Here is a 26,047-nt window from a genome sequence, read left to right on the forward strand (position 1 = left end):
CACAGGGGCGAGGCCAGCGCCAGGGTGTTGTTTGTTTCACCGGAAGTCCCTGACGCGACTCCGCGTTCCCGGCTTACATGGCGCTGGCCGCTTTCCTCGCCGGTTGAGACCTCTCCCCTATGTACATCCTCGATGAAGCGCTCTGGCCTCTGGTCATCGTCCAACGCGGCGACACCACGACGGACCCGGAGATGGAGAGCCTTCTCCAGAGCCTTTCCAAGCTCATCAAGCGACGCGAGCCCTACGTCCTGGTGATTGATTTCTCCCGGTCCCGTCCGCTGACCCATTCACAGCGGATGATGCTGGCGGATCATCAGACCCAGCACGCCGACCTGGCTCGCGAGTACTGCAAGGGCTTCTTCGTGGTGATCAACTCGGCCACCGCGCGCCTCGCGAGGGCCGTCACCAGCTTCGTCCGGCCCTCCACGGACCAGCATGAGGTGGTCGCGTCGCTGGACGAGGCGCTCGAGCGCGCCGCGGTCCGCTTCGAGGAGGCGGGCGTGCACATGGGGGCGTTCATTACCCGGGCCCATGCGCGGCGGCTGAAGGCCGGTGTCGCCACGCGCAGCGCCAGCGCCCGTCACGACTGAGGGCCTCGCCCGCCCGGGTGGAGGCTACAGCACCTCTTCGTAGGCGCTCTTCCAGCTGTAGCTCCCGGGCTGCTTGCCCGTGATGGAGCTCTTCTCCGGGTCGATGTGGATGATCAGCACGCTCCCGTCGAGCGAGACCTTGGTGCCTTCCGTCGACAGCCGGCAGACCGTCTGGGTAACGGCCTCCTTCACCGCCGCCTTGCCATCCGGGGTGCGGCAGACCTCGACCAGGGTGCCCACGGCCATCTGGCAGGCGCTCTGGGTCCGGTCCTTCATCGGGTCGAAGGCGGGGTAGGTCGTCCGGTCGTAGCTGCTCTTCACGGCCGACCCGCAGGCCTTGTTGACCGCGTCCTCCTTCTTCTTCAGCTCCGCGTCATAGGTGGCCCAGCCGTTCTTCTGGGCCACGGTGAGCCGCGCGGGCTTCGACGCGGACTCGTCGGCGATGGCGAGCGAGGCGAACAGGCAGAGGCACACGGACGGAATCCGGAACATGGAGGCTCCTGAAGGAAGCGGGGCGCGGGAGTGCGGACCGCCGCTCCCCCCAGGGAAAGCCCCCGGGGAATTCTTTTGCATTCTTTCTCGCTGAAGCCGTGCGTTCCGCCAGAACGCGCACGCGTGTCCAGGCAACGCGTCATCCCCTGTTCCATCCCCGTGTTCCCCTGGCGTGCACTCCTGCGCCGCGCCTGAACGCGCGCTGGCACGTTCCACGCAAAGTCCTGGGCCGCGCCGCTGATCACGGGCGCTCATTGAATCCCCCTCCCTGGACCGTCATGCCCTCCTCGCGCGCCCCCAACCAGGTCCCCCCGCAGCGTCCTGCCCAGTTCGCGTCGACCGAAGTCGGCTCCCTCCGGCAGAGCATCAACCTCTTCCGGGGCTCGGTGAGCTACCAGCGCCCGCTGGTCCAGCTCCCGGGGAAGCTCGGAGATGACACGCTCGCGGTGGAGCTGGGCCTCTCCTATGACAGCTCCATCCACCTCGCGGCGACGCGCTGGAACCTCGACGCGCCCACGGGGGTGGTCGGCCTGGGATGGATGCTCCCCCGCGAGCGGATCATCGCGGAGTCCGATGGCGCCCTGTCGCTCGCCGCTCGGCGCTTCAGCCTGGAGTCCGGCGGCGCTCGCAACCGGCTGGTGCCCACCCCCCGCCCGTGGGTCCGCGCGCTGCTGGACGCGGCGCTGGGCTCGCGGCTGGGCGGGCCGCTCGTCTCGCAGGAGCTCATCGCCGCCTTCTCCGGAGCTGGTCTCTCCCTGTCCCCCCAGGCCACCGTCAGCGGGCAGGGCCCGTGGGACGTGGAGGACCCCGTCCACGAGCAGTCCTTCGTCCTGTCCGAGCAGGCCGGCGCGGACGGCGCCCCGGTGCTCGCGGTGGCGGCGGGTGGGCTCGGCTTCGAGCCGCAGGACTTCAGCTTCTGGCGCGTGCGCTACTACCCGACCTACGAGCGCTGGGTGGCGGTGGACGACTCGGGCACGCAGCGGGTCTTCGGCGGCGGCGTCTCCGTCACCTCCCAGGGCTTCGCCACCAGCACCGGCCACGGCATCGAGTGGGGCGTGCGCTTCGGCGGCGAGCGGGGCGGCTGGGTGGGCAGCTCGATGCGCAGGGAAGGCCAGGCGCAGTACGCGCACGCGTGGAACCTGGTCGCGCGCGTGGACCGCTACGGGGACCGGGTCACCTACGCGTACGACGCCGTCGAGCAGCGCGTGGGCGCCGAAGGGCTGCCGTACACCAAGGCCTGCTACCTCTCGCGCATCACCGGCGTGGGCGGCCGGAGCGTGGCGCTGGACTACGCGCCCAAGTGGTACACGGCCACCGTCCACGAGTACCAGGATCCGCACAAGGTGCTCGTGCCCGCCGCCGACGGCGCGGTCCCGGAGAACCTCACCACTCCCAACGCCTTCCAGGACCGCTACGAGACGCTGTACCTGGACCGGCTGCGCGTCCTGGACGACGCGGGCCTCGAGCTGTACCGCGTGAAGCTGGACTACGCGCCGCCGCGGGCCCTGCCCGGCACCCCCGCCGCGTCGTCCGCGGACCTCTGCAAGCGCTTCCTCACGGGCATCACCGAGCAGGACCCGGCCGGACGCAGCCTGCCCGGCTACGTGTTCGGCTACGCGCTGGAGGACGGCGCGGCCCACCCGGGCGCGCTCACGCGCATCACCTATCCCGAGGGCGCCACCGGCACCTTCACGTACGACGGCGCCATCCCGCTGGACATCTGCGAGCGGGACCTGACCGTCACGCCGCCCGCGGGCTTCGGCGCCACCGGCAACACGCCCTTCGTCTGGCTGGGGCCGGACTACGCCGTCACCTGCTGGCTGGATGCGCAGCGCAAGCGGCTGAGCCTCCAGGTCCACACGTGGACGGGACGCTGGCAGCGCTCAACCCCCAGCGAGGGGCTCGTCTACGAGGGCGAGCAGGCGCTGGACGCGAACACGCTCGCGGGCGTCACCTCCACGGACTTCTTCGGACTGACCTTCCGTGTCGGCGACGACGTGCGTGTGCTCCCGTTCCGGCGCAGCACGCTGCGCGCGTGGGAGTGGGCGCCGTACTCGGGCGGGGACGGAACCTCGTGGCTCTCCTTCCCGCGGGCCACGGGCGCCCGGCTCGCCGCCGGAGAGCGCTTCCTGCTGGCCACCGTCTCCGGCTTCGACGGCTCCGGTGACAGCCTCTACCGGCTCACCTGGGACTGGCAGCGGCGCGCCTGGAATGGCGGGGATGCGCCCGCGGTGCGGGGCCGGACGATGCAGGTGCTCGCGCGCGGCGAGCGCTACCTGCTGTGGCAGCACCTCAACGGCAAGGGGACGGTGTCGCTGGCGTGGCTGGACGGGGACCACCGGTGGAACGACGGCGGCTCCCTGGACGTGGAGCTGGGGCCCCGGCAGACGGAGATGGCCTGGGCGGACGGCCCGTCCATGGTGGCGTGGTGCGAGGCCACGGACTCCAGCTCCACCGGCCGCTACGCCCTGCGCGTGCGCCGCTGGGACGCGGACTACCAGTTCCAGGCAGGGCAGGGCGTGGACGCGGAGAACCTGCGCCTGTCCTCCGTCACGCAGGTGCCCAGGCCTTCCTGGCCGCCGGTGCCGTCCGTGTCCGGCAACGAGCTGGTGGGCACCGACCGGTACCTGTGGCGCTTCGATGGCGTCGGCTGGAACAGCTCCGAGGCGCTGACCGACCAGGGGCGTGGACGGCCGGGCTGGCTGGCCTACGCGTACGGGCGCGACGTGGCGCTGCAGGTGCTCAACCTGTCGGATGGCATCACCACGCGGCTGCTCGCCTACGACGCCGACAGCGGCACCTTCGCGCGCGCGCCGAGGACGCTGCCGGCCCTGCCTCCGGGGGAGGACTCCGGCTACCCCGCGGCCACCGGCGAGGACTTCATCGTCGCCTCCAACACCGTCTGGTACCGCGGCGCCGCGCCCGGGTGGAAGGGGCCGGAGAGCGAGCAGCCCGTCTACGAAGGCGCTCCGGAAGGCACGGACTCCTTCAGCGTCGTGGACGCGGCCCCGGACTTCACGGGGTGGCGGCTGCCTCCGGGGCAGGGCGCCGCGCGCATCGCCCTGGCGCTGCTGGAGAACGGCCGCGCGAAGGCCACCTCCACCATCGCCGGGCAGACCTTCATCAGCCCCCTGTCGCCCGAGGGACTGCTGTCTCCGCCTCGCGCGGGCAAGAGCCCCGCGGGCCCCGCGACCCTCGTCACCTATCCGCAGACGGCGCCCGACTTCGAGCGCGCGCCGAGCCTCACCCTGCACCGCTTCGTGGGGGGCGACATCCAGGGCGCGCTGGTGGACTACCCGGTGCGCTCGCTGACCATCGACACCGGCCTGGGCGAGCCGCTGCGCTCCGTGTGGAGCTTCGACCGGGTGAGCGCCGCGTGCGACCCGTCCGGCGAGGTCATCAAGTACTACCGCTCCACCGCCTGGGATGGCTGTGACGATCCGTCCGCCGCGCACGGCGGGCGGACCGTGACGACCTACGACAACGGGACCACGGCGGAAGGACTGAGCATGCTGGACGGCCAGCCCCTCCAGACGCTCACCTTCGAGGGCGCCGCGCTGTTCGCCGCGCCTGCCTCCGCCGCCCTGGGCCTCACGCCTGACGTCCAGCCTGGAACCCCCGTGCCCCAGGCCCTGCGCGCGCTGTTCCCGCCCGAAGCGGCGCTGTCCGCGCAGGCCGTCTACGAGGCCCGCCGCGTCGACGGGCGCTACCTGTACTGGTCCGTCGAGGACCCCACCACCCAACGCCGCTACACGGTGGACAGCGACGAGGATCCGAAGTCCCCCACGGCGGTGCGCGGCTACACCGGCCGCCTGGTCGCCAGCGAGACGAACACCTGGGAGGTCTTCACGTCGCGCGCCGGCTTCACGTCGCTCCAGGACGCGGCCTCAGGGACGTGGAGCGAGCTGATGCTGCACGGCGCCTACGTGCGGCCCGCGAGCATCCGCTCCATGAAGGACGGCCTCGCGCTGGAGACGCGCTATGGCTACCGGGGAGATTTCCCCGCGCCGCTCACGGGTGGCACCACCTCCGAGTCGTTCGACACACGCGACGTCCACGGCGTGACGTGGACGACGGAGATGGCCACCACCTTCGCCGCCGCCGTGCCCGCCTGGCGCGCCCTGGCGTGGGAGAACGTGCTGACCCCCGTCGCGCAGATGCGCACCCGGGTGTGGCCGAAGGACGGCGTGGACTCCGTGTCCGCGTGCGCCGCCACCACCTACGGCCCCTTCGAGACGGCCGGAGGCTGCACGGTGCTCGACGTGTCCGCCCGCTACGACTGGGGCGGTCCGACGGCTTCCGGCGGCGCCCGGTTCCCGTTCGGTGCGGACACCGTCCCCCCCGAATGGTTCATGCGCACGCACATCCTGACGCGCGACGCCCGGGGCATCGCCACGCTGTCGAAGGACGCATCGGGCGTGGCGCACTCCACCCGGGTGGATGCCACCGGGCAGCTGCCGCTGCTGATGGTGACGAACGCGGACCTGGCCGCGCAGGAGGCCGACGCCTGCGGCTTCGAAGCGCAGGAGCCGCTCAGCGCGTGGACCTTCTCCGGAGGCGCCGCCGTCACCCCGGAGCGCGCCCACACCGGCGTGCGCTGCGCGTGGCTGCCGGGAGGGGCCGCCGCCGTGGATCGCGCACCGCTGACGCCCGCGGGCAACGCGCGCACCTACGTCGCCGGCTGCTGGTACGCGCGTCCCCGCGACGCCGCGGACGTTGCATCGCCCGTGCTGATCATCACCGTGACCTCGGGAAGCACGGTGGTGGGTGAGCCCCTGCGGCTCGCGCTGGAAGACACCTCCGGGCGCTGGGCCTGGGTGCAGGCGGCCATCGCTCTGGACGAGTATCGCGCGCGACTCGCGTCCGATGGCCCGCTCTCCGTCCGGCTGCGCGTCGAGGCGGGCGGCGGCGAGCTGTGGGTGGACGACGTGGGCTTCTATCCGCGCGACGCCAGCGTCATGGCGCAGGCCTTCGAGCCGGGGACGCACAAGCTGACGGCCAACGTGGGCCCCGGGGGCCTGACGTCCCGCGCGGTCTATGGCCCCACCCGGCGCATGGTGGGCCAGGTGCGCGCCAATGGGGCGCTGAAGGGCGTGCAGCTGGAGTTCAGCTCCCGCCAGCGCAACGCTGGCTTCAATCCGGGGGACCCGAACACCCAGCTGGTCGTCCAGGCCACGCAGGGCGGCACCGTGCAGACGTTCCGCGACGGCGAGGCGTGGCGTGACGCGTGGACGCCCTCGGCGGAGGGGGCCTGGCGCGCGGACACGGGCCTGCTGCTGCACGAGGGCACCACGGACGCGTCGCTCACCGCCACCGCGCCGGAGACGGAGGCATGGGCCCTCTACGTGGAGCCCACCGCGGTGGACGGGGGCCCGGTGCGGCTGTCGCCGGGCTTCGGCTTCACGGTGGGCACCTCCGCGCGGCTCTCGTGGGACGGCGGCGGCTGGCGCCTGGACGTGGGCGGGCAGGGTGTCTCGCCCGTGGGCACGGGCGCCTCAAGCCCGGCCTCGCTGCTGCTGGTGGTGACGGGAGGCCGGCTGCTGTTCTGGACGGACGGCGGCCTGGTGTTCTCCGTGGCGGCGGGCGTGCGCGGAGGCGCGGTGCTCACCTCGGGCACCGGAGCGCTCGGCCTGCGCAACCTGGCGTGGATGGCGGGCCCGGTGATTCAAGCGCGCCTGCAGGACTCCACCGGCGCGGACCGTCAGCTCCAGGCGCTCGGGGGGGACACGTACCTCGTCAACCAGCTCATCGAGGACGCGCTGGGGCGCACCATCGTGAAGACGAAGTCCGTGCCCGGCGACTTCGGCTCGGGCGCGGCGCTGGCCCCGCTGCTCTACCGGACGGGGCTGGTGGACCTGCCGGCCTTCCAGGCCTCGCTCGCGGGCAGCGGCGTCATGGCCGGCGATGCGGCGGACTACTGGAATGGCCAGGCGGGCCGCTCCGCGGACGGAGGCTACCCGTACTCGCGGCGCCTGCTGGAGGCGTCGCCGCTGGGGCGCACCGTGGAGGTGGGCCTGGCGGGTGCCGCGTGGGCCATCGTCGATCCGTACACCACGCCCGCGGACTCACGGCCCACGGCGAAGGTGCGCTACGCGCCGGACGCGGCGGTGCTCCCGGGGCTGGACCTGCCGGCCACCGACTTCCGCGTCACCACGTTCATCTCCCCCGTGGGCGAGCGGCGCCTGAAGGTGCGTGACGCGAAGGACGCCTCGCTCGCCGTGCTCGTGCCGCTCCTGGACGGCTCCACGTACGTCTCCGCGATGGACACGGGCATGCAGCCCACGGGCACGCGCACGCGTGTCATCCTCCCCGACGCCTGGCGCAACGGCACGGACGCGGCCATCGTCCGCGACTACGACTGCCTGGGCCGGCTGCTGCGCGAGTCCACTCCCGACGCAGGGCAGACGCGCTACGTCCATGACCGGGGTGGGCGCGCGCGCTTCGCCCAGACGGCGGCGGACGCGGCCGAGGGCCGCATCACCTGGACGACCTACGACGCGATGAGCCGGATGACGGCGCGCGGCCACGTGATGGCCGAGTGGAACGAGCCGCTGCTGCTCGAGCGGGCGGAGCTCCCGGGCTGGCCGCTGACGGATCCGGGCTCCGGCGCGGTGACGACGGGCGTGTGGCGCTACGACGGCGACGGCTGGGACGCGCTGGCGCTGGGACAGCTGGTGGGCTCCCGCTCCCAGGACACGGGCGCGCCCGCGACGGTGGACTCCTCGTACCGCTGGACGCCGCTGGGACAGCCCGCGGCACGCACCCTGCGCGTGACGTGGGACGACGGCGAGAAGGCCGCGCCGCTGGAGGTGACGTTCGGCTACGACAACACGAACGCGCTGGTGCGGCTGGGCCTGCCGCGCGAGCTGTTCCCCCAGCCCGGGCCGCTGCGGTACAGCCGCGACGTCCAGGGCCACATCACCTCCATCCACGACGAGTCGGGCACGGAGCTGGCCTCGTTCGGGTGGGATGCGATGGCGCGGGTCCACGCGAGCCGCTCCGGCCCCGTGACCTGGGAGATGGAGTACGACTCGCCGGGCCACCTGCTGCAATCCAGCGCCTCCGCCGGGACGAGCGCCACGCAGGCCTACACCTTCGCGCCCGACAGCAACGTGCGCGGCACCAGCGCGGTGCTCGGCACGCAGCGGGAGCAGCTCGCCTATGGCTATGACGGGCTGGGCCGCATCACCACCTCCGACACGGTGGAGGGCACGGATGCCCCCGAGCGCTTCCAGTACGCGGAGGACCTCAACGGCAACATCCACGAGCTCTCCGGCGCGAGGCTGTCGTACGTGCCGGGCGGCAACCGGCTGGACACGGTGGCGTGGCCGGACGGCAGCGAGACGGCGTTCACCTGGCGGGCTGACGGCACGGTGTCGTCACGCCGCACCCGGGGCACCGGACCGGTGGACCTGGACTTCGCCTACGCGCCCGGCATGGCGCTCCCAAGCCGGATCCAGGTGCGCCCCGGCGCCAGCGATGCGCGCACCGTCGAGTACGCCTACGACGCCGACGGCGTCCGCGTGGCCACCCGGGTGAAGGGCCCCGACGGCGAGCAGCGCGAGGTGCGCTTCCCGGGGGAGAACCAGCCGCTGTTCGTGACGGGTGGCAAGTGCGGCACCGTGCTGTACGTGCCGGGCCCCACGGGCTGCCCGCTGGTGTACCGCGACGGCGTCCGCTACCACGCCTCGAGCGACCGGCTGCGCTCCACGCGCGCGCTGTTCGACGCGCAGGGCACGCTGGTGGAGGGCTTCGGCTATACCGCCTTCGGCGCGGCACGGGAGACGACGGGCGCCGCGCCGTGGATGCGCCTGCGCTTCTCCGGCGCCGAGTACGACGCGGAGACGGGCCTCTACAACCTCAACGCCCGCCTCATGGATCCGGTGCTGGGCCGCTTCTACGCGCCGGACCCGGCCGACGAGTTCCCCAGCCCCTACACCTACGCGGGCAACCACCCGACCACGCGGGTGGACCGCACGGGTGCCATCTCGAATGGCGTCCGCACGATGGTCGTCGTGTTCTCCGGCGCCGTCACCGCCGCGGGGACCGTGGCGGGGATGGTCCTCGAGGTGACGACGGCGGGGCGGACGGCGGGGCTGTCGGCGCTCGCGAGCATGGTCTCCGCGGCCGGCTGGAACGGCATGACCTACGCGGCGACCGCCGACGACTTCAGCTGGGGGGAGTTCACCGGCACGGTCATCGTGGGTGGAGTGACCGGCTTCATCCGCGGGGGCATCTCCGGCGGCATCCAGGGCCGCGCCAGGAGGGGGCGCGAGGAGAAGGTGCGCGGCTTCCCGCAGCAGGCCGCCAGCCTGGCCGAGGACGCGGCAAGGCCAGACGCCTCGCGAGGCACGAAGGCGAAGAAGTGGATGTCCGAGGCCACCTGGTGGGACCAGCTGCAGAAGAAGCTCAACCCCGCCGAGGACGCGTGGCAGCAGTTCATGGTGGCCCTGCCGCACAGCGCGCTGGGCAACACCGTCGGCTACACCGTCGCCGGACTGGTGTCGATCCCGCTGACCAACCTGGCGACGCTCATCGTCACCGGCGAGAACGAGTTCGGGACGGACTGGAAGGACGCGCTCAACGTCGTCCTGGACGGGGCCTGGGGACTGACCGTGGGCGTGGGCGGGACGTACTTCGGCTACCTCGCGAATCGCTACCAGCTCAAGGATCGGGTGACGCGCAAGCTCGAATCCGCGGTCAGGGGGATGCAGGGCGGACTGACAGGCCCGAGCGTGATGGGCAGCTCGGGGGGCATGGACTTCGGTCCTTCCGGCCGGCTCGTCGTCGGCGCCTTTGGAGTTTCCTGAGAGGAGTGGAGCGTCGATGAGGATCTGCGTGAAGACCGCGGTGATGCCCAAGAACAAGACCTGGGCGTCACCCATGAAGGTGGACTTCAGTGAGGACCTGCTGCCGGGTGAGCGCGTGCTCGGGGCGATGGCGGGGCTGAGCTACTTCCGGCTGTACTACGCCGACAACGGCTCCACCTCCGAGGCGGTGGGGCAGGCCAGCGTGACGCTGGTGCCGAACCTCACCGAGGACGCCGTCCACGTGACGGCGTCATTGGTGATGACCAACTACAACGGCGCGGAGGCGGCCAGCTCCACGGACGGCAGCGGGCACGACAGCTTCGTGCGCATCACCGTGGTCGCCGCGCTCGGGCTGATGAACCCCGCGTACCAGGCGGTGGCGGGCAACCTCTACGGGCTCTCCGGGCAGTGGGGAGAGGCCATCCCCATCGCCTCCGCGTCGGCGGAGGCCCGCGCGTTCCTCGCGGGCTTCTACCTCGCGGGCAGCAGCGCGAAGGAGGTGAGCAGCCTGTCCTTCACCTCCTCCGTGGAGAAGCCCGGAGGCGCCCAGGCGAAGGTGAGCGGGAAGGCGTCCCAGAGCGGTGACGAGGAGCGGACGGGGACGGCGGACGTGGCCTTCCTGTCCACCGACGGGGTGACCTCCTACCGCGTCCTCTCCATCGACACGGCCTCCAGCAAGTGGACGGAGGTCGACGACGAGCGCGACGGCGTGACGTGCGCCTTCAGCGTGACGCCCACCCTGGCCTCGGGCGAGACGGTGCGCCGGGCCGGGGTGCTCCTGCAGAACGTGAACATCAACTTCGAGCGGGACAAGACGAGCGACCTGGAGCTGTTCGAGGCGGGCGTCACCAGCGACACGCTGAGCATCTCGAATGGGAAGACCATCTCCGGGACGCTCATCCTGAACATCTTCAACTCGCGCACGGGAGACGACTACGGAGTCGCGCCGCCCCCCACGAGCAACCTGACGGCGTTCGTCATCGCCGAAATCACCAGGCCGCTGCCTGGAGGTGCGTCATGAGCTGGCAGTTCAGCCGCAAGGAAGTGGTGTCTGGAGACACGGCGACGTTCGACTTCTCGGGAGACGTGGGGCTCGCGCTGTATGGCATCTCGCGCTTCGACATCAACTTCGCCACCAGCGCTTCGGGAGGAAACCTGGGGGGCTCCGCCATCTCCGGGTTCGGCGTGAAGCTGACGCGGGAGAACGCGGGGGAGGACAGCAAGCGGCAGGTCAAGGTGAAGGCGGAGGTGACGGGCACGCCGCTGTCGTCCGCCAGGGTGTGGATCACCGTCATCGCCTGGGTCGGAGGCGAGTCCAGCACGCGCTATGTCGTGAGCGGCGAGGAGCTGGCGACGGGGCAGATGTCCCGGCCCGAGGCCGTGGTGTCCCTGCCGGAGTTCTCCGCCGCCGTGCTGTCGGGCTTCAAGCTCGACTTCGCCTCGGGCAGCCACGACGTCGGCGGCGTGGGCGCGTCGGCGGGCATCTCGGCGTCCCTCACCGCGCCGGGCAGCGCCTACGTCACGGGCGCCGGGACGCTGACGGGCAAGGGCGCCTCCAACTGCACGGTGAGCCCGTCGGGCCTCGTGCTGGGGGAGGCCGAGCAGAACGCGTGGTTCGGGCTCGTCGCCGACGAGTCGACCTACACCGTCAACGACACCAACTGGGGGACGACGAAGCTGCGGGTGGAGACGGGCGCGCCGGTGCCGCTGAAGCATGCCGCGGTGCTGCTCCAGTCGTTCTACGGTCGCTTCAGCGCGACGGGCATGTCCGCCTCGCCGCTCAGCTCGGTGACCATGGGCGCGGGCGAACCGGTGGCGGTGTCGTCCGGGGCCGGCGTCTTCGAGTTCGAGTCCACCCGGTGGCTGGCCGACTGCACCACCATCGTGAACACGGGCAAGGAGATCTGGACGGAGGCGCAGACGTACTCGGCCGTCTACCTCTGGGCCGCGCTGGGCTGAGGGCGGGACCTGAGCAGGCGGCGAGGATCCGTGTCCTGTTCCCAGCCCCGCACATGGAAGTCCTTATTTTCCTTCATTAAGGGCTGGGCTGGTCTGGAGTAGTCTATGGGGTGGTTATTTCGCCATCACCCCAAGGAGACACCAGCCGCCATGATGACCGCGCATCGATTCCGGAGCTTCGCGACCCTGGGCCTCCTGATGGGCCTTTCGGCCTGCCAGGGAACGGAAGAACACGAGCAGCACAACGGCGCCGAGCCGGATGCCGCTCTTGGCGTGACGATTTCCGGGCTCCAGGTGGTGGGCGCCGACCGGAGCCAGGTGCCCACGTTCGCGAATGGGAACTTCGGCCGGCTCCAGCTCGGCGGGAAGGAGAGGACCGAGGAGGCAGAGGTCAGCGCGCTGCGCCCCTCCCTCCTGGCGGTGAGCAAGGTGTTCCGCGCGGACCCCGCGGAGCTCGCCTTCCAGCGGGCCGTCACGGATGGCATTGGCGACCGGCACTTCGTCTATGCGCAGCGCAAGAACGGTCGCGAGGTCCTGGGCGCCGCGATCGTCCTCCACACGAGGAATGACGCCGTCTACGCGGTTCATGGCAACGCTCGCGCGGATCTCGAGGCGCCGCGAGACGCACGGCTCAGCCCGGAGGACGCCATCGCGGCGGCCAGACAGGACTCCGCGCGGCTCGACCGGGTGGAGGTCGAAGCGCATCCGCGAATGGCCTACTGGCCGGCGGGTGAAAAGCTGGACCTGGTGTACCGGGTGAACGTGACGGGACAGGGCAGGGATGGGCGGGCGGTGGACGATGACGTCATCATCAACGCCGTGAGCGGGGCGGTCGTGCAGCGGCTGCCGAACATCCACACGCTCAAGAATCGCGAGGTGTACGACGTCCACCACGGCGGCTCCGCGAACCTCCCGGGAACCCTCGTCCGGGCGGAGGGCGGCGCGGCGGTCGCGGACGCCACGGTCAATACCAACTACGACCTGCTCGGGACGACCTACGATTGCTACAAGAGCCTCTTCAACCGCGACTCCTACGACGGCGCGGGGTCCAAGCTCGTCAGCTCGGTCCACTACGGAAACAACTACGCCAACGCGGCGTGGAGCGGCTCGAAGAAGCAGATGCTGTATGGGGATGGTGACGGCGTGACGTTCGGAAGCATGGTCAACGCGCTGGACGTGACGGCGCATGAGGTGACCCATGGGCTCACGATGTCCACGTCCAACCTGTTGTACTTCGCCGAGCCGGGTGCCCTGAACGAGTCGATGTCCGACATCATGGGCAGCGTGTGCGAGTGGTACCGGAACGGCCAGGTGGTGAACGCCAATACCTGGAAGTGCGCGGAGGAAATCTATACACCCTTCACGTCTGGCGATGCCCTCCGCTACATGAACGACCCGCGGCTCGACGGTCAGTCGTTGGACTACTTCGACCAGACCTTCAGCCCGTTCACCGACGTCCACTACAGCTCGGGCATCCCCAACCTGGCGTTCTATCTGCTGTCCCAGGGCGGCCAGCACCCACGGGGACGTTCCTCCATCGTCGTGCGCGGCATCGGCATCGCCAAGGCGGCCCAGATCTTCCACCGGGCCAACACGGTGCTGCTGCTCGGCAAGACGATGGCCACGTTCGCCGACGCGAAGCTGGCCACGGAGCAGGCCGCCGCGCAGCTGGGGTACAGCGTGGCCGACATCGACTCCGTGACCGCCGCCTGGCAGGCCGTGGGCGTGGGGCCGAGCGTCCTCGTCGCCGGCCAGGGCCTCTGGCTGGGGCAGTCGATGTCGTCGAACGACCGGCGGTTCACGCTCGTCCTGCAGAATGACGGGAACCTGGTGCTCCGGGACGCGACGAGCGTCCTGTGGACGGCGAATATCGGAGGGCAGGGGGCGCTGTCAGCCCACATGCAGGACGACGGCAACTTCGTGGTCTACCGCACGAGCACCCCGACGGTCGGCGCGGCGCTCTGGTCCAGCATGAGCTGGGGGCATCCGGGCGCCTCTCTGGTCCTCCAGAACGACGGCAACCTCGTCGTCTACGACAAGGACGGCGTCACGCCGCTCTGGAACTCGGGGACCTGGGGGCACTGAACTACGAGTCCACGTATTACAACTACAAGTACAACCAGTCGATGAACCGCAACCTCAGCACCACCCTGCAGGCTGGCGGTCACAGCTATTACATTGGCAGTGGTGTCTATGAGTGCGACTACGACGCCAATGGCAACATCGACCATCGCTGCGACGAGACCTACCTGACCCTCCGGACGGGTGTCGGCTACGACGGGAGCTGGTAGTCGCTGACGAAGAGGGTCCTGGCCTGACGTGGGGTGCCGCCAGCCGGCACCCCACCAGGGCCAGGCCCGCTCAGCGCCGGAAGAGGGGCTGGAACAGCGTGGACTCGCGCAGGGAGGCTGTCAGCCTGGCGATGGCGTCCGACTGGCCGTCGACCTCCTCGGCGTCGAAGGTCTCCTTCATGCGGGCCATCACCTCCGCGTGGCCGCGGGAGTGGAGCAGCTCGCGGAAGACGATGAGGGCGGACTCGTCCAGCGGCACCCCGAGCGAGTCGCGCGTCCGGCCCCCGCCTTCCGCGGGCTGCGTCAGCGCGGTGACCCACTTCATGATGAGGTCCACCGGGTCTCTGTCCGGGAAGCGCTGGCGCACGAGCTGCTGGATGTGCTCGCCAGACTCGACGTTCAGGAGGAGCGCGAGGAAGTAGCGGTGCTCCGGGTCCTTCACCTGACCTCGCCGGTCGATGAGCAGCGCCTGGCGCATGTACTCCTTGAACACCGGGCGGAGCTCCTCCGCGAGCGCGCCATGCGTGCGCACCGCCACGTCCCAGTACGGGTCCAGCGCCTCCAGCTTCTTGTACAGCTGGAGCAGCCGCTCGAAGACGAGGTAGCACGTCAGGATGTCCGAGCGCTCGATGAGGCCCCGGATGAGCCGCGTGCGCTCCGGCGGGTTCAGCTCCGCCAGCAATGACAGCGACTGGAGCACCTTGCTGGTGTGCGCGTCCTCGACGCCCGGGTAGTAGGCCAGGTGGGGCTTCTTGTACGAGTACTGGTAGCCCCCTTCTGGTGAGTGCAGCGTGCGCACCACGCACGTCACCGAGGGCCGCTCCAGGTGGAAGAGGGAGTGGATGTACCGGTCCCCTCCGAGGATGCGCTGGAGGTCGCCCGTGCGCAGCCCCGTCACCGACAAGAGCTCCATGTCACCGAACGCGACGCGGCTGTTCACCTTGCGCCGCTCGTGCCAGCGGTAGTGCCCGTGGATGCTGCTGCCCTGGAGCACCTGGAAGGCCCCACAGAAGCCGTGCTGGTGGATGTCGGTGGTGCCGTCCACCCAGTAGTACAGGTCGATGAGCAGGCGGGAGTCGGAGAACACCGTCAGCGCGGGCTGGCCGAAGCCCGGACGCGTGGTGAGCTGCTTCGGGAAGTCGCGCGTCCCGTAGAGCCACTCCAGGGGCTCCAGCGTCTTGAACTCCTGGTACGGGGCCAGCTCCCGCAGCACCTCGGCCGCGATGTCGGGGAAGGCCTCCTCGCTGTGCTGGGCCTTCAGCCACCGCTCCTGGAGGAGCCGCCCCATGTCCTGGAAGATGCGCATGCGATTCCCCGCTCACCGGCTGGTCCGCATCGCATACGGAATGAGGCGGCCACCCTGGCTCGATTCTTTTTCAGCAGGGCTCCCGTGCCGCAGGAGCATCCGAAGAGCGTATAGGTTGACGCGCGCATGACGACCCTCACGACGAAGCTGTGTGTCATTGGCGGCGGCCCCACCGCGGTGGCCGCCCTCTTCGAGGCCCGGGAGCGTGGCATCCCCGCCCTGGCCCTGGAGGCCGGCGCCACGCCGCTGGCCTCGCTGCATGCCCACATCGAGGGCCTCGTCTACCTGTCGCCCGCCTCGCACTGGGAGGTGGGCGGCCTGCCGCTGGACTGCCGCGACGCGCTGGAGTGCTCGCGCGAGGACGTGCTGCACTACTACGCACGCGTCATCCAGATGGGGCGCCTGGACATCCGCTGCCGCCACCGCTGCGTGGGCCTGCGCCCCGACGCGGACGGGGTGACGGTGGAGGTGGAGACGCCCGAGGGCCGCCGCGAGGTGCGCGCCGAGCAGGTGCTCGTCACCGCCTGGTATGAGCGGCGGCCCCTGCCTCCGGACGCGGTGGAGCCCGGCTCGGGCGTGGAGGTGCGCGAGGGGCTGCGCTCCGCGGCGGAGGTGGCCGGCCGGCGCGTGGCGGTGCTGGGCGGCGGCATCTCCGGCTTCGAGCAGGCCGGGACGCTGATGATGGCGGGCCAGCCGGTGACGCTGCTGATGCGCGGCGAGGCGCGGGGCATCCACCGGCTGCCGCACTTCGCGCGGCTGGTGGAGGCCACGGGCTCGCGGCTGGTGCGGAACGCCAGCGCGGTGCGCGTCACCCGCGAGGGCGTCACGTACCACCAGTACGGCGAGGCGCATCACCTGCCGTGCGATGTGCTGGTGGCCGCCTGCGGCGCGCGCCTGTCCCCGCACGTGCTGGAGCTGCTCACGCGCGCGGGCGTGCTGACGGAGGACGAGGCGCGCGGGCTGAGGGAGTCCGTCAGCCTGGAGGAGGTGAAGCAGGCGCACCCGGACCAGAGCGCGGCGGAGCAGGAGCGCCTGGCGGTGGAGTCCCGGCCGGACCTGTGGCCGCTCGTCTTCGAGGGCCGCCGCCGCGTGCGGCTGGCCGGGGGGCCCCTGCACGTGGGGGCCTCCAACGCGGGGGTGATGGTGTCCATCGCCACCGCCGTGTTCGCGGTGCGCGCGCTGGCGGGCGCGCCGGTGCCCGCGGGCATGGCGCCGCCGCTGGCGCGGGCCCTGCTCAACCTGGAGGCCCTCCTCCAGGTGCTGCGCGACGGCGTGCCGCCCGAGCGCGTGGAGTCGCTGCGCCCGCTGGCGGTGGGCTCGTGGAGCCGCGCGTGGGTGCACCCGCACCTCCTGGAGCGCCCCACCGCGCAGAGCGTGGAGCGCGCCACCGGTCTGGATCCGACCCGCTTCCTGCTGCCCCCCGGGCTCGGCGCCAGCGACATGGAGCGGGAGCTGCTCGGGCTCGCGGACGGCACCACCAGCATCGGGGAGATCGCCGACGCCAACGAGCTGACGGCTCCCGAGGAGCGCGCGAAGCTCGTCGCCACCTTCCGCAAGCTGTGGACGCGCAACGTGCTCACGTGGCTGCCCCCGCTGGACGCGGGCCGCTGAAAAGTCGCGGGGTGCGACGACCAGGAATCCGGGCTGACTTCGTAATTCGTTTCGACCGTGCAATTTCGTACGGCCTGACCCCCGAGAAACGAACCATGAAGAAGCCCACCAAGAAGCTGACGCTGTCGAAGGACACCCTGCGCGCGCTGAACGAGACCGAGCTGAAGCAGGTTGCCGGTGGCATCCCGCCCTCCGTCTACGACTGCGAGGGCACGGAGCCGACCGAGGCCACCGTCTGCTACACGAACGCGCTCTGTCAGACGCAGGAGTACTTCGGCTGCTGCTACTGATGCGGTTCGCGCCGTGCGCCCGGAGGTGAGGTCCGCTTCCGACGCAGGGTGAGTGGTTGCCCCGGGCCGGCGCTTCGCCGGCCCGGGGCGTTTCCCGCACATGGTTTCGAGGTCCGTCGCGATGTCCCAGCCCCGCCGCCGCGCTCCCGAGGGGCAGCGCACGCCTCCCGCCGGATCCCTGATGGAACCAGCGGACTTCTTCGTCCTGCGCACCCCGCTGCTGCCCTTCGACGCGGTGGAGCACTGGGGCGCTCAGCTCACCGCGCCGCACGCCCCGGAGTCGCTCGCGAAGGCGCTGGACGCGGATCGCGCGCTGCTGCGCACGCGGCTGCGCGAGTACGTGGAGCGGCCGGAGGTGCGCGAGGCCCTCTTCGTCGCGTCGCCCTCGCTGGAGGAGGGGCTGCCGCTCTGGTTCCAGGCGCCGGACAGCGAGTACGGCCTCAAGGTGGAGCGGGCCCTGGTGCGCTACTTCCTGCGCATGGCGGGGCGCTGCACGCCCTTCGGCCTCTTCGCGTCGTGCTCCGTGGGACACCTGGGAGCGCGCACGCACCTGGAGGTGGCGGACGCGCGCGAGTGCCAGCGCGACACCCGCCTGGACATGGACTACCTCACGCGGCTGGTGGGGGCGCTGGTGCGCCACCCGGCCCTGCGCGAGGTGCTCCGCTACCGCCCCAATGGCAGCCTGTACCGCGCGGCCGGGCGGCTTCGCTACGTGGAGACGCGGCACGTGGGCGCGGTGCGCCGGCACCACCTGTCCTCGGTGCGGCCGGATGCGTACCTGGACGCGGTGCTGGAGCGCGCGCGCGTGGGGGCCCGGCCGGAGCAGCTGGTGCGCACGCTGGTGGCGCTGGACGCGGAGGTGGACGCGCAGGAGGCCGCCGAGTACGTGCGCTCCCTCGTGGACAACGACCTGCTGGTGCCGGAGCTGGCCGTGCCCGTCACCGGGCCGGAGCCGCTGCCGTACCTGGTGGAGCGGCTGCGCGCGCTGGCACAGGAGGCGGGCCCCGGTGAGGCCGCGCGGGTGGCGCTGGAAGCGGCCGCGTGCCTGGAGGACGTCGGGGGCCACCTGGCGCGGCTGGACGCGGAGGGCCCCGGCCGGTCGAAGGAGGCCTACCTCGCCATCGCCACGCGGCTGAAGGCGCTCCCCGTGGAGGTGGAGCTGCCGCGCCTCTTCCAGGTGGACCTCTACCGTCCGGCGCCCGGGGCCACGCTGGGACCGGAGGTGCTGGCGGAGGTGACGCGCGCGGTGGAGCTCGTCCGGCGCATGGGGCCCCCCCTCCAGGCCGGCCGCTCGCCGCTGAGCGCGTTCCGCGAGGCCTTCACCCGCCGCTACGAGGGGCGCGAGGTGCCGCTGCTGGAGGCGCTCGACGAGGAGTCCGGCGTGGGCTTCCAGGTGTCCAACGCGCCCGCCGCGGACGGGGCGCCGCTGCTGCGCGGGCTGGCCTTCCCCTCGGCGACGGAGGCGGGAGGGATGTTCGGCGCGCGCGAGCTGCACCTGATGCGCCGGCTGACCGCCAGCCCGGGCGCCCGCGTGCTGACGCTCGGCGAGGAGGACCTCAAGGCGCTGTCGTCGGAGAAGGCCGCGCCCACGCCGGACGCCCTCTCCGTGGGCTTCAGCGTGCTGGCCGCCTCGGACGAGTCCTTCGCGCGCGGGGACTTCTCGCTGGTGCTGCGCGGCGCGGGAGGGCCCTCCGGCGCCAACACCCTGGGCCGCTTCTGTCATGGAGACGCGGCGCTGCGCGACGCGGTGGAGCGGCACCTGCGCGCGGAGGAGGCGCTCCGCCCGGACGCCGTCTTCGCGGAGGTGGTGCACCTGCCGGAGGGGCGCATTGGCAACGTGCTGCTGCGCCCCCAGCTGCGCGGGCACGAGATTCCCTTCCTGGGGGCCTCCGGCGCGCCCGACGCGCGGCAGCTCCCGGTGGAGGACCTGCGCGTGTCGGTGGTGGACGGGCGCGTGGTGCTGCGCTCGAAGCGGCTGGGCCGCGAGGTGCTGCCGCGGCTCACCACCGCGCACAACTTCGCCCGGGGGCTGGGCGTCTACCGCTTCCTGTGCATGCTCCAGCACGAGGGGCGCGCGGTGGGCCTGTCTTGGAACTGGGGCGCGCTGGAGGGTCTGGACTTCCTGCCGCGCGTGGTGTCCGGCCGGGTGGTGCTGTCGCTGGCGAGGTGGCGGCTGGGGCCGGACGCGCTCAAGCCGCTGGGCGCGGCGCGCGGCGAGCAGTGCTTCCGGGCCGTGCAGCAGCTTCGCGAGCGGCTGGGCCTGCCGCGCCACGTGGCGCTGGTGAATGGCGACAACGTGCTGCCGCTGGACCTGGACAACGTCCTGTGCGTGGAGACGCTCGTGGCCTCGGTGAAGGACAGCGCCCGCGCCGTGCTGCGCGAGCAGCTGGTCGGGCCGGACGCGCTGTGCGCCCGGGGCCCTGAGGGGCGCTTCGTCCATGAGCTGTTCCTCCCCATGGTGCGGCGCCAGGAGCCCGCGGCATCCGCGCTGGCCCCGCGCCCGGCTCCCGCCGCCAGCGCCCCCCGGCTCTTCCCGCCCGGCTCGGAGTGGCTCTACGCGAAGCTGTACGCGGGCACCGCCGGCGCGGATGACGTGCTGTGCGACGCGGTGGCGCCGCTGATGGAGCGGCTCGTCCGCGAGGGCGTGGTGGACCGCTGGTTCTTCATCCGCTTCGAGGACCCGGACTGGCACGTGCGCCTGCGGCTGCACGGAGACCCCGCCCGCCTGCACCGCGAGGCCCTGCCCGCACTGTCCGCCGCGGTGGCGCCGCTGGCGCGCGAAGGCGTCGTGTGGAAGGTGCAGCTGGACACGTACGAGCGGGAGCTGGAGCGCTACGGCGGTCCAGAGGGCATGACCCTGGCCGAGGAGCTGTTCCACGCGGACAGCGAGGCGGTGCTGAAGCTGATGGCGCTCCTGGACGGGGACGCGGGCGCGGAGGCCCGGTGGCAGCTCACCCTGCGGGGCCTGGACCTGCTGCTGGGCGACCTGGGCCTGGACCTGCGCGCGAAGCTCACGGTGGCCGAGCGCTCCCGCGACTACTTCGGGCGGGAGTTCCACATGGACACGGCCTTCACGCACCAGCTCGGTGCCCGCTACCGGCAGGCCCGCGCCGCGCTGGAGGCGGCCTGGGCTCCGGACGCGGAGGCGAACCCGCTGCTCGTCGAGGGGCTCGCCGTGCTGCGCGAGCGCTCGGCGCGGCTTGTCCCCGTGCGCCAGCGCCTGGAGGCGGCCTCCCGCGAGGGCCGGCTCGGCGTGGCCCTGATGGCGGTGGCCGGCACCCACCTGCACATGCACGCCAACCGGATGCTGCGCTCGGCGGCGCGCGCGCAGGAGCTGGTGCTCTACGACTTCCTCGCCCGGACCTACCAATCCCAGCTCGCGCGCGCCCGCGCGCAGGAGCCGCGCCCATGATGGCCCAACCCGTCGTTTCCTCTCAGGAGGCTCCCCGGTGGTGGCCGCTGCTCACCGGCGCGCTGGCGGATGAAGCCCGGGAGACGGTGCGTGCCATCACCACCGAGCTGCACAAGCCCTTCCTCCACAAGGGCGCGCGCATGGCGGAGCGGCTGTCGAGCCAGGCGCTGCTGCACGGCTACCTGGCGCGCGCCTGGCCCGGAGGGGATGACCCGGAGCACGCGTCGCGCTTCCTGGACGGAGCGCTGGAGGAGGTGGGGCGCCAGTGGATGCGCCCGGCGCTGCACGGCGGCTTCGTCCAGGTGGCGTGGGTGATGCACCACCTGGGCGCGCACCTGCTGCCGGACCTGCTGGGCTCGGAGGAGGACCCGCTGGAGGAGGTGGAGGCGGCGCTGGAGGCCACCCTGGGCGTCGAGCACTGGGTGCAGCACTATGATCTCATCGCCGGGTTGGTGGGGCTGGGCGTCTTCGCGCTGGAGCGGCTGCCGGGGGCCCGGGCCCGCCGGTGCCTGGAGCGCATCGTCCACCACCTGCTGGCCGTGTCGGAGCTGGGGCCGCAGGGACGGGCGTGGCGGACGCCCCCGGAGCTCATCCCCACGACCACCCGCAAGAAGCAGCAGGACGGCGGCTACAACCTGGGCGTGGCCCACGGCAACCCGGGCGTGGTGGGCCTGCTGGCGGCCGCGTGGGCGCACGACATCGACCGGGCGCGGGTGGGGCCCGCGCTGGAGGAGGCGGTGCGGTGGCTGCTCGCGCAGCGGCAACCCCCCAGCTCGCTGTCCGCCTTCGCCTACTACGCGGACGACGAGGTGCGGCGCTCCCAGGTGTCGCGCGGGGCGTGGTGCTACGGGGACCCCGGCGTGGCCGCGACGCTGCTGATGGCCGCGCGCGCGGTGGGCAACGCGGAGTGGGAGCGGGTGGCCGTGGAGACGGGCCTTCGCGCGGTGCGCCGGCCCGAGGAGACGCGCGACGTGATGGACGGCGGGCTGTGCCACGGCGAGGCGGGGCTCGCGCACCTGTTCCACCGCATGTACCGGCTGACGGGGGAGGAGGCCTTCGGCCGCGAGGCGCGCGAGTGCTTCGCGCGGCTGCTGGCGCGGCGCGTGCCGGGCGAGGGCGTCGGTGGCTACTCGGTGTGGTTCCCCCGCGAGGTCTACCCGGACCGGGTGGAGGACAACGCCAGCTTCCTGACGGGCTCGGTGGGCATCGCGCTCGCGCTGCTGGCGGCCATCAGCGACGAGGAGCCGGCGTGGGACCGGATGCTGCTCGCGTCCTTCCGTCCGCCGCTGGAGTCGTGGCATGGCCGCTGAGGGAGGCAACACGCCCTTCCGGCGCGAGGCCCTGGAGCGCCACGCGCGCGGGGCCGCCGCGGAGCAGGTGAGGCTGGAGCACCCGCGCTGGGTGCGCTGGCTGCCGCTGCCGCTGGGCCTCGCGCTCGCGGGCCTGGGCCTCTTCGCGGCGCGCGTGCCGGTGGCCCACGTGATGAGCGTCCCGGGAGTGGTGGAGGCGCTGGCCCCGCCGCCCGGGGGCGAACCGCGGACGCGGCTGTTCTTCACCATGCCCGCCCGGCACCAGGGCGCGCTGCGTCCGGGGCTGCGCGTGCGCGCGCGGACGGAGCAGGGCGCGCGCGACTACGAGGTGGAGTGGGTGGACACGGCGACACGAGGACCGGAGGCGTTCCCCCCGGGGCTCGGGAAGCTGGCGTCGGGCGTGCTCGTCCGGGCGCACGACGTCTCCCAAGGCGTCTCATGGCCGGGCGGCGCGGCGCCGGGCACCCCGGGCATGGTCGAGGTGCGGGTGGGCACGGAGTCGCTGGCGGCCGCGCTGTGGGCACAGGCGCGCGGCGGGCGGAGGTGAGGGGCATGGGCAGGTGGCGTGAGCTGAGGCGGCGGTGGCGCCGGGTGCCGTTCCTCCAGCAGTTCACCGCGGCGGACTGCGGCCCCACGTGCCTGGCCATGGTGCTGGCGTACCATGGCGCTCCGGCGCGGCCGGCGGAGGTGCGCGGGGCGGTGGGGGCGGGGCGCGGTGGCGCGCACGCGCTGGCGCTGGTGGAGGCGGCCCGGCGCTTCGGCCTGGACGCGCGAGGGGTGAGCCTGGGCATGGACGAGGTGCCCGTGCTGGAGCGCGGCTCCATCCTCCACTGGGAGTTCAACCACTACGTCGTCTTCGACGGGCTGTGGCGGGGTGGGGTGGACGTGGTGGACCCGGCGCTGGGGCGGCGGCGGCTGTCCTGGGACGAGTTCCGCGACGCCTTCACCGGCGTGGCGCTGCTGTTCGAGCCCACGCCCGCGCTCCGCGGAAGCCACACGCGGCCGGCCCTGCTGCGCCGCCTGCCGGCCCTGCTGCGCGGGCACGGGGGCACCTGGACGCGCATCCTCGCGGTGTCGCTGGTGCTGCAGGCGCTGACCCTGGTGCTGCCCTTCCTCACGGGCATGGCGGTGGACCGGGTGGTGCCGAGGCAGGACATCAGCCTGCTGGCGGTGCTGGGGGTGGGCGTGGGGCTGGTGCTGGTGTGCCACGTCCTGGCCACGTCGCTGCGCTCGGCCCTGCTGGTGCGCCTGCGGGTGGAGCTGGACGTGGGCATGGCGGGCCAGCTGGTGCGGCACCTGGTGTCGCTGCCGTATGCCTTCCTCCAGCAGCGCTCGTCGGGCGACCTGATGATGCGCATCAACAGCCTGGCCATCATCCGCGAGGCCCTGGGCGCGGCCACGCTGGCGGTGATGCTGGACGGGCTGCTCATCCTCTCCTCGGTGGGGATGCTGGCGGGCCTGAGCCGGCCGCTGCTCCTGGCGGTGGGGGGCGTGGCGGTGATGCAGGTGCTGGTGCTGCTCCTGACGCGGCGGCGGCGCGAGGAGCTGCTGGCCAGCGAGATGCACGCGCAGGCGAAGTCCCAGGACTTCACGGTGGAGATGCTGTCCGGCCTGGAGGTGCTGAAGTCCTCGGGCGCGCAGGGACAGGCGGTGGGGCACTGGGAGGAGCTCTACACGCGGCAGCTCAACGCCTCCTCGCGCAAGCGCTACTACCAGGGCGTGGTGGACGCGCTGGCGGCGGGGCTCCAGGTGGGCGCACCCTCGGTGCTGCTGGGCACGGGGCTGTGGCAGGTGCTGCGCGGCGAGCTGACGCTGGGGGCGATGCTGACGGCGCAGGCGCTGGCGCTGGGCGCGCTGGCCCCGCTGGCCTCCCTGGTCGCGGTGGGCGGGCAGCTGCAGCTCGCCGGCGGCTACCTGGAGCGCATCGACGACCTGCTGGAGACGGCCCCGGAGCAGGACGTGAGCAAGGTGCGGCCCGCGCCGAAGCTGGCGGGCGGCATCACCGTGGAGGGCGTCCGCTTCCGCTACGGCGCGCTGGAGGCCCCGTCCCTGCAGGACGTGTCGCTGAGAATCGCCCCGGGGCAGTGGGCGGCCATCGTCGGCCCCTCCGGCGGGGGCAAGTCCACGCTGGCGCGAGTGCTCCTGGGGTTGTACCGGCCGGAGGCCGGGCGGGTGCTCTTCGACGGGATGGACCTGACGGAGCTGGAGAGCGACTCGGTGCGCCGGCAGCTGGGCATCGTGGTGCAGGACACGCGGCTGTTCAACGCGTCGGTGCGCAGCAACATCGCCTTCGCGGATCCGTCCATCCCGCTGGCGGACGTGGTGGACGCGGCGACGCGAGCCGGCATCCACGAGGACATCCTCGCGCTGCCGCTGGGCTACGACACGCCCCTGGGGGACCAGGGGGCCAGCCTGTCCGGCGGGCAGCGCCAGCGGCTGGCCCTGGCGCGCGCGCTGGTGTGTCGGCCCTCGGTGCTGCTCCTGGACGAGGCGACGAGCGCGCTGGACGCCGTCACCGAGCGGCGCGTGCAGCAGGCGCTGCAATCCCTCTCCTGCACCCGCGTCACGATCGCCCACCGGCTGAGCACCGTGGTGGGCGCGGACGTCCTCTTCGTCATGGAGAAGGGCCGCATCGTGGAGCGGGGCACGCACGCGGAGCTGCTCGCGCGCGGCGGCGCCTACGCGAGGCTCGTGCAGGCCCAGCTCGAGCTCCCCTCACGCGCCCAGGCCCGCGCGGGGTGAAGGTCGACGTCGTCGGCGCCCCTTTCCGAGCCAGCAGTCGGTTGTCCCTGGCGTTGGCTTCCGCGGGGCCGCGCCTTCAGGGGCAATGTTCCGTCGAGCCGCCCTTGGGCGCGCAGGTGCGGTGCTTGGGGGGAGCCGATACCCGCGCGGCTTCACACAAGGCCTTGGTGAAGAGGTCCGGATCCTTGTCCGCGTCCTTGTCCTGCCATTCAGCCCAATTCTTGGGCTTTGTCGCCACCCCCACTCCGATCCCTAACGAGAGCGGATTGGCGCTGGGCGTGATGCTGGGGCCGGCGCTCCAGGTCAGCTCCTGCTTGGACCACGAATGCGCGTAGCCTGACTTGATCTTGATCTTCGGGCACTGGCCAGGGACGGGGATGATCGGGACGAACCACATGTCGATGTGGATCCGGGCCGCCTTCATGTTGAACCACTGCTTGCTGGAGTATGCTCCCGCTGTGGTCCCGGCCTCGGCGGCCACCGTCGGCATGTCCTCCGTGCCGCAGAGCCCGCCGGTGGGAGTAGTGGTCTCTCCCGCGGACATCGTGGACTTGTCCTTGAAGACCTTGTCGTCAATCCCGACGGCAACGTCGGTGTAACTGATGACGTCGACCGCCTCGTCGCGGTTGGAGGTCTCGTGGTTGCAGGCATCGAACAACCTCACCCTCGTGGCCGTGACGTCGACGGGGCTGCTGAAATTGACGCGCACGGCGTCGTCAGAGCCGATGTCGCCGTCCTTGGACGGCCAGCAGAACTTGCCCTCGCAGGCATCGGGGAGCCAACGGCCGCTGAGAACGACGTGGTGCGCCTTCTTGTCCTTGTCGTACCCGACGTAGGACGCCGTATCCATGTCGAAGGCCGCCGCGACCGTGTGCTTGCCTTCGGGGAGCGCGGAGGCTGGCAACACGGGCAACATCATCAACGCTGTCACCACCAGGGCCAGCAACCCGGGTCCACGGATTCTCCGGTGAAGGTGGCGTCCGGAGGGATGGGCAGCGGAACCGCATACAACTGAGCGCATGTGAGCCTCCCCGGTATCGGTTCCGCCTGGCGACCGCGGGGCCATACCGGTGCTATCGGCGTTCGAGGAGGGCACTCCCCCAAGAAGCGCCGGGGGGAACCTCAACCCTGTGCACGGGCTCAGGGGGCCGGAACCCCTCACCTCGGAACGCGGGGACGAACACCTGCTCGCCCCCCACGGACAGGTGCTTGCCGGTGCCCACCTCCACGGGCA

The 26,047-nt window shown here is 72.1% G+C and carries 15 protein-coding genes; 12 read left to right on the forward strand and 3 right to left on the reverse strand.

Features of this window, described 5'->3' with window-relative positions; genetic code table 11:
- The first annotated feature begins 119 nt into the window (after positions 1–119).
- Positions 120–590, forward strand: coding sequence for a hypothetical protein (locus NR792_RS05370; RefSeq protein WP_375758986.1), 471 nt, complete (start codon positions 120–122; stop codon positions 588–590).
- Between the two features lie 24 nt (positions 591–614).
- Here the strand turns inward: NR792_RS05370 and NR792_RS05375 are convergent, their stop codons facing one another.
- Positions 615–1,082 carry a hypothetical protein gene (locus NR792_RS05375; RefSeq protein WP_375758987.1) on the reverse strand — a complete coding sequence of 156 codons (468 nt, stop codon included), beginning with the start codon at positions 1,080–1,082 and terminating at the stop codon, positions 615–617.
- A 278-nt stretch (positions 1,083–1,360) separates the two neighbouring features.
- Here NR792_RS05375 and NR792_RS05380 point away from each other — a divergent pair, with 278 nt between their 5' ends.
- The 5 genes from NR792_RS05380 (at position 1,361) to NR792_RS05400 (ending at position 14,142) form a co-directional block, all read left to right on the forward strand.
- Positions 1,361–9,892, forward strand: coding sequence for an RHS repeat-associated core domain-containing protein (locus NR792_RS05380; protein ID WP_375758988.1), 8,532 nt, complete (start codon positions 1,361–1,363; stop codon positions 9,890–9,892).
- A gap of 16 nt (positions 9,893–9,908) precedes the next feature.
- Positions 9,909–10,913 carry a hypothetical protein gene (locus NR792_RS05385; protein WP_375758989.1) on the forward strand — a complete coding sequence of 335 codons (1,005 nt, stop codon included), beginning with the start codon at positions 9,909–9,911 and terminating at the stop codon, positions 10,911–10,913.
- Positions 10,910–11,851, forward strand: a complete 942-nt coding sequence (locus NR792_RS05390) for a hypothetical protein (RefSeq protein WP_375758990.1) — start codon at positions 10,910–10,912, stop codon at positions 11,849–11,851. Before NR792_RS05385 ends, NR792_RS05390 begins: the two co-directional genes overlap by 4 nt.
- A 150-nt stretch (positions 11,852–12,001) precedes the next feature.
- Positions 12,002–13,936, forward strand: coding sequence for a M4 family metallopeptidase (locus NR792_RS05395; RefSeq protein ID WP_375758991.1), 1,935 nt, complete (start codon positions 12,002–12,004; stop codon positions 13,934–13,936).
- 41 nt (positions 13,937–13,977) lie between these two features.
- Positions 13,978–14,142, forward strand: coding sequence for a hypothetical protein (locus NR792_RS05400; protein WP_375758992.1), 165 nt, complete (start codon positions 13,978–13,980; stop codon positions 14,140–14,142).
- A 70-nt stretch (positions 14,143–14,212) separates the two neighbouring features.
- Here NR792_RS05400 and NR792_RS05405 read toward each other — a convergent pair whose 3' ends face one another.
- Positions 14,213–15,448 carry a hypothetical protein gene (locus NR792_RS05405; protein ID WP_375758993.1) on the reverse strand — a complete coding sequence of 412 codons (1,236 nt, stop codon included), beginning with the start codon at positions 15,446–15,448 and terminating at the stop codon, positions 14,213–14,215.
- Positions 15,449–15,574: 126 nt separating this feature from the next.
- On the opposite strand from NR792_RS05405, the gene NR792_RS05410 reads away from it, so the two are divergent.
- The 6 genes from NR792_RS05410 to NR792_RS05435 all read left to right on the forward strand — a co-directional run bounded on the left by NR792_RS05410 (position 15,575) and on the right by NR792_RS05435 (position 24,813).
- A complete protein-coding gene (locus NR792_RS05410; protein WP_375758994.1) occupies positions 15,575–17,059 on the forward strand; it encodes an NAD(P)-binding domain-containing protein in 1,485 nt (494 codons plus the stop codon).
- Between the two features lie 95 nt (positions 17,060–17,154).
- Positions 17,155–17,349, forward strand: a complete 195-nt coding sequence (locus tag NR792_RS05415; protein WP_375758995.1) for a class I lanthipeptide — start codon at positions 17,155–17,157, stop codon at positions 17,347–17,349.
- Between the two features lie 121 nt (positions 17,350–17,470).
- On the forward strand, positions 17,471–20,761 hold the full coding sequence (locus NR792_RS05420; protein ID WP_375758996.1) for a lantibiotic dehydratase: 3,291 nt from the start codon (positions 17,471–17,473) through the stop codon (positions 20,759–20,761).
- Positions 20,758–22,071, forward strand: a complete 1,314-nt coding sequence (locus NR792_RS05425; RefSeq protein ID WP_375758997.1) for a lanthionine synthetase C family protein — start codon at positions 20,758–20,760, stop codon at positions 22,069–22,071. Before NR792_RS05420 ends, NR792_RS05425 begins: the two co-directional genes overlap by 4 nt.
- The gene (locus NR792_RS05430) at positions 22,061–22,618 is read left to right on the forward strand and encodes a hypothetical protein (RefSeq protein WP_375758998.1); all 558 of its coding nucleotides are present in this window, start codon (positions 22,061–22,063) and stop codon (positions 22,616–22,618) included. Before NR792_RS05425 ends, NR792_RS05430 begins: the two co-directional genes overlap by 11 nt.
- A 5-nt stretch (positions 22,619–22,623) precedes the next feature.
- Positions 22,624–24,813, forward strand: a complete 2,190-nt coding sequence (locus tag NR792_RS05435) for a peptidase domain-containing ABC transporter (RefSeq protein ID WP_375758999.1) — start codon at positions 22,624–22,626, stop codon at positions 24,811–24,813.
- A gap of 76 nt (positions 24,814–24,889) precedes the next feature.
- Here the strand turns inward: NR792_RS05435 and NR792_RS05440 are convergent, their stop codons facing one another.
- On the reverse strand, positions 24,890–25,759 hold the full coding sequence (locus NR792_RS05440; protein WP_375759000.1) for a hypothetical protein: 870 nt from the start codon (positions 25,757–25,759) through the stop codon (positions 24,890–24,892).
- Positions 25,760–26,047: the final 288 nt, after the last annotated feature.

The sequence above is a fragment of the Corallococcus exercitus genome (genome assembly GCF_042231735.1).
GTDB classification, from domain to species: Bacteria; Myxococcota; Myxococcia; order Myxococcales; family Myxococcaceae; genus Corallococcus; species Corallococcus exercitus_B.

Coding starts and splice junctions, on each gene's coding strand:
- NR792_RS05370 (WP_375758986.1), top strand. CDS start 120: ATGTACATCCTCGATGAAGCGCTCTGGCCTCTGGTCATCGTCCAACGC.
- NR792_RS05375 (WP_375758987.1), bottom strand. CDS start 1,082: ATGTTCCGGATTCCGTCCGTGTGCCTCTGCCTGTTCGCCTCGCTCGCC.
- NR792_RS05380 (WP_375758988.1), top strand. CDS start 1,361: ATGCCCTCCTCGCGCGCCCCCAACCAGGTCCCCCCGCAGCGTCCTGCC.
- NR792_RS05385 (WP_375758989.1), top strand. CDS start 9,909: ATGAGGATCTGCGTGAAGACCGCGGTGATGCCCAAGAACAAGACCTGG.
- NR792_RS05390 (WP_375758990.1), top strand. CDS start 10,910: ATGAGCTGGCAGTTCAGCCGCAAGGAAGTGGTGTCTGGAGACACGGCG.
- NR792_RS05395 (WP_375758991.1), top strand. CDS start 12,002: ATGATGACCGCGCATCGATTCCGGAGCTTCGCGACCCTGGGCCTCCTG.
- NR792_RS05400 (WP_375758992.1), top strand. CDS start 13,978: ATGAACCGCAACCTCAGCACCACCCTGCAGGCTGGCGGTCACAGCTAT.
- NR792_RS05405 (WP_375758993.1), bottom strand. CDS start 15,448: ATGCGCATCTTCCAGGACATGGGGCGGCTCCTCCAGGAGCGGTGGCTG.
- NR792_RS05410 (WP_375758994.1), top strand. CDS start 15,575: ATGACGACCCTCACGACGAAGCTGTGTGTCATTGGCGGCGGCCCCACC.
- NR792_RS05415 (WP_375758995.1), top strand. CDS start 17,155: ATGAAGAAGCCCACCAAGAAGCTGACGCTGTCGAAGGACACCCTGCGC.
- NR792_RS05420 (WP_375758996.1), top strand. CDS start 17,471: ATGTCCCAGCCCCGCCGCCGCGCTCCCGAGGGGCAGCGCACGCCTCCC.
- NR792_RS05425 (WP_375758997.1), top strand. CDS start 20,758: ATGATGGCCCAACCCGTCGTTTCCTCTCAGGAGGCTCCCCGGTGGTGG.
- NR792_RS05430 (WP_375758998.1), top strand. CDS start 22,061: ATGGCCGCTGAGGGAGGCAACACGCCCTTCCGGCGCGAGGCCCTGGAG.
- NR792_RS05435 (WP_375758999.1), top strand. CDS start 22,624: ATGGGCAGGTGGCGTGAGCTGAGGCGGCGGTGGCGCCGGGTGCCGTTC.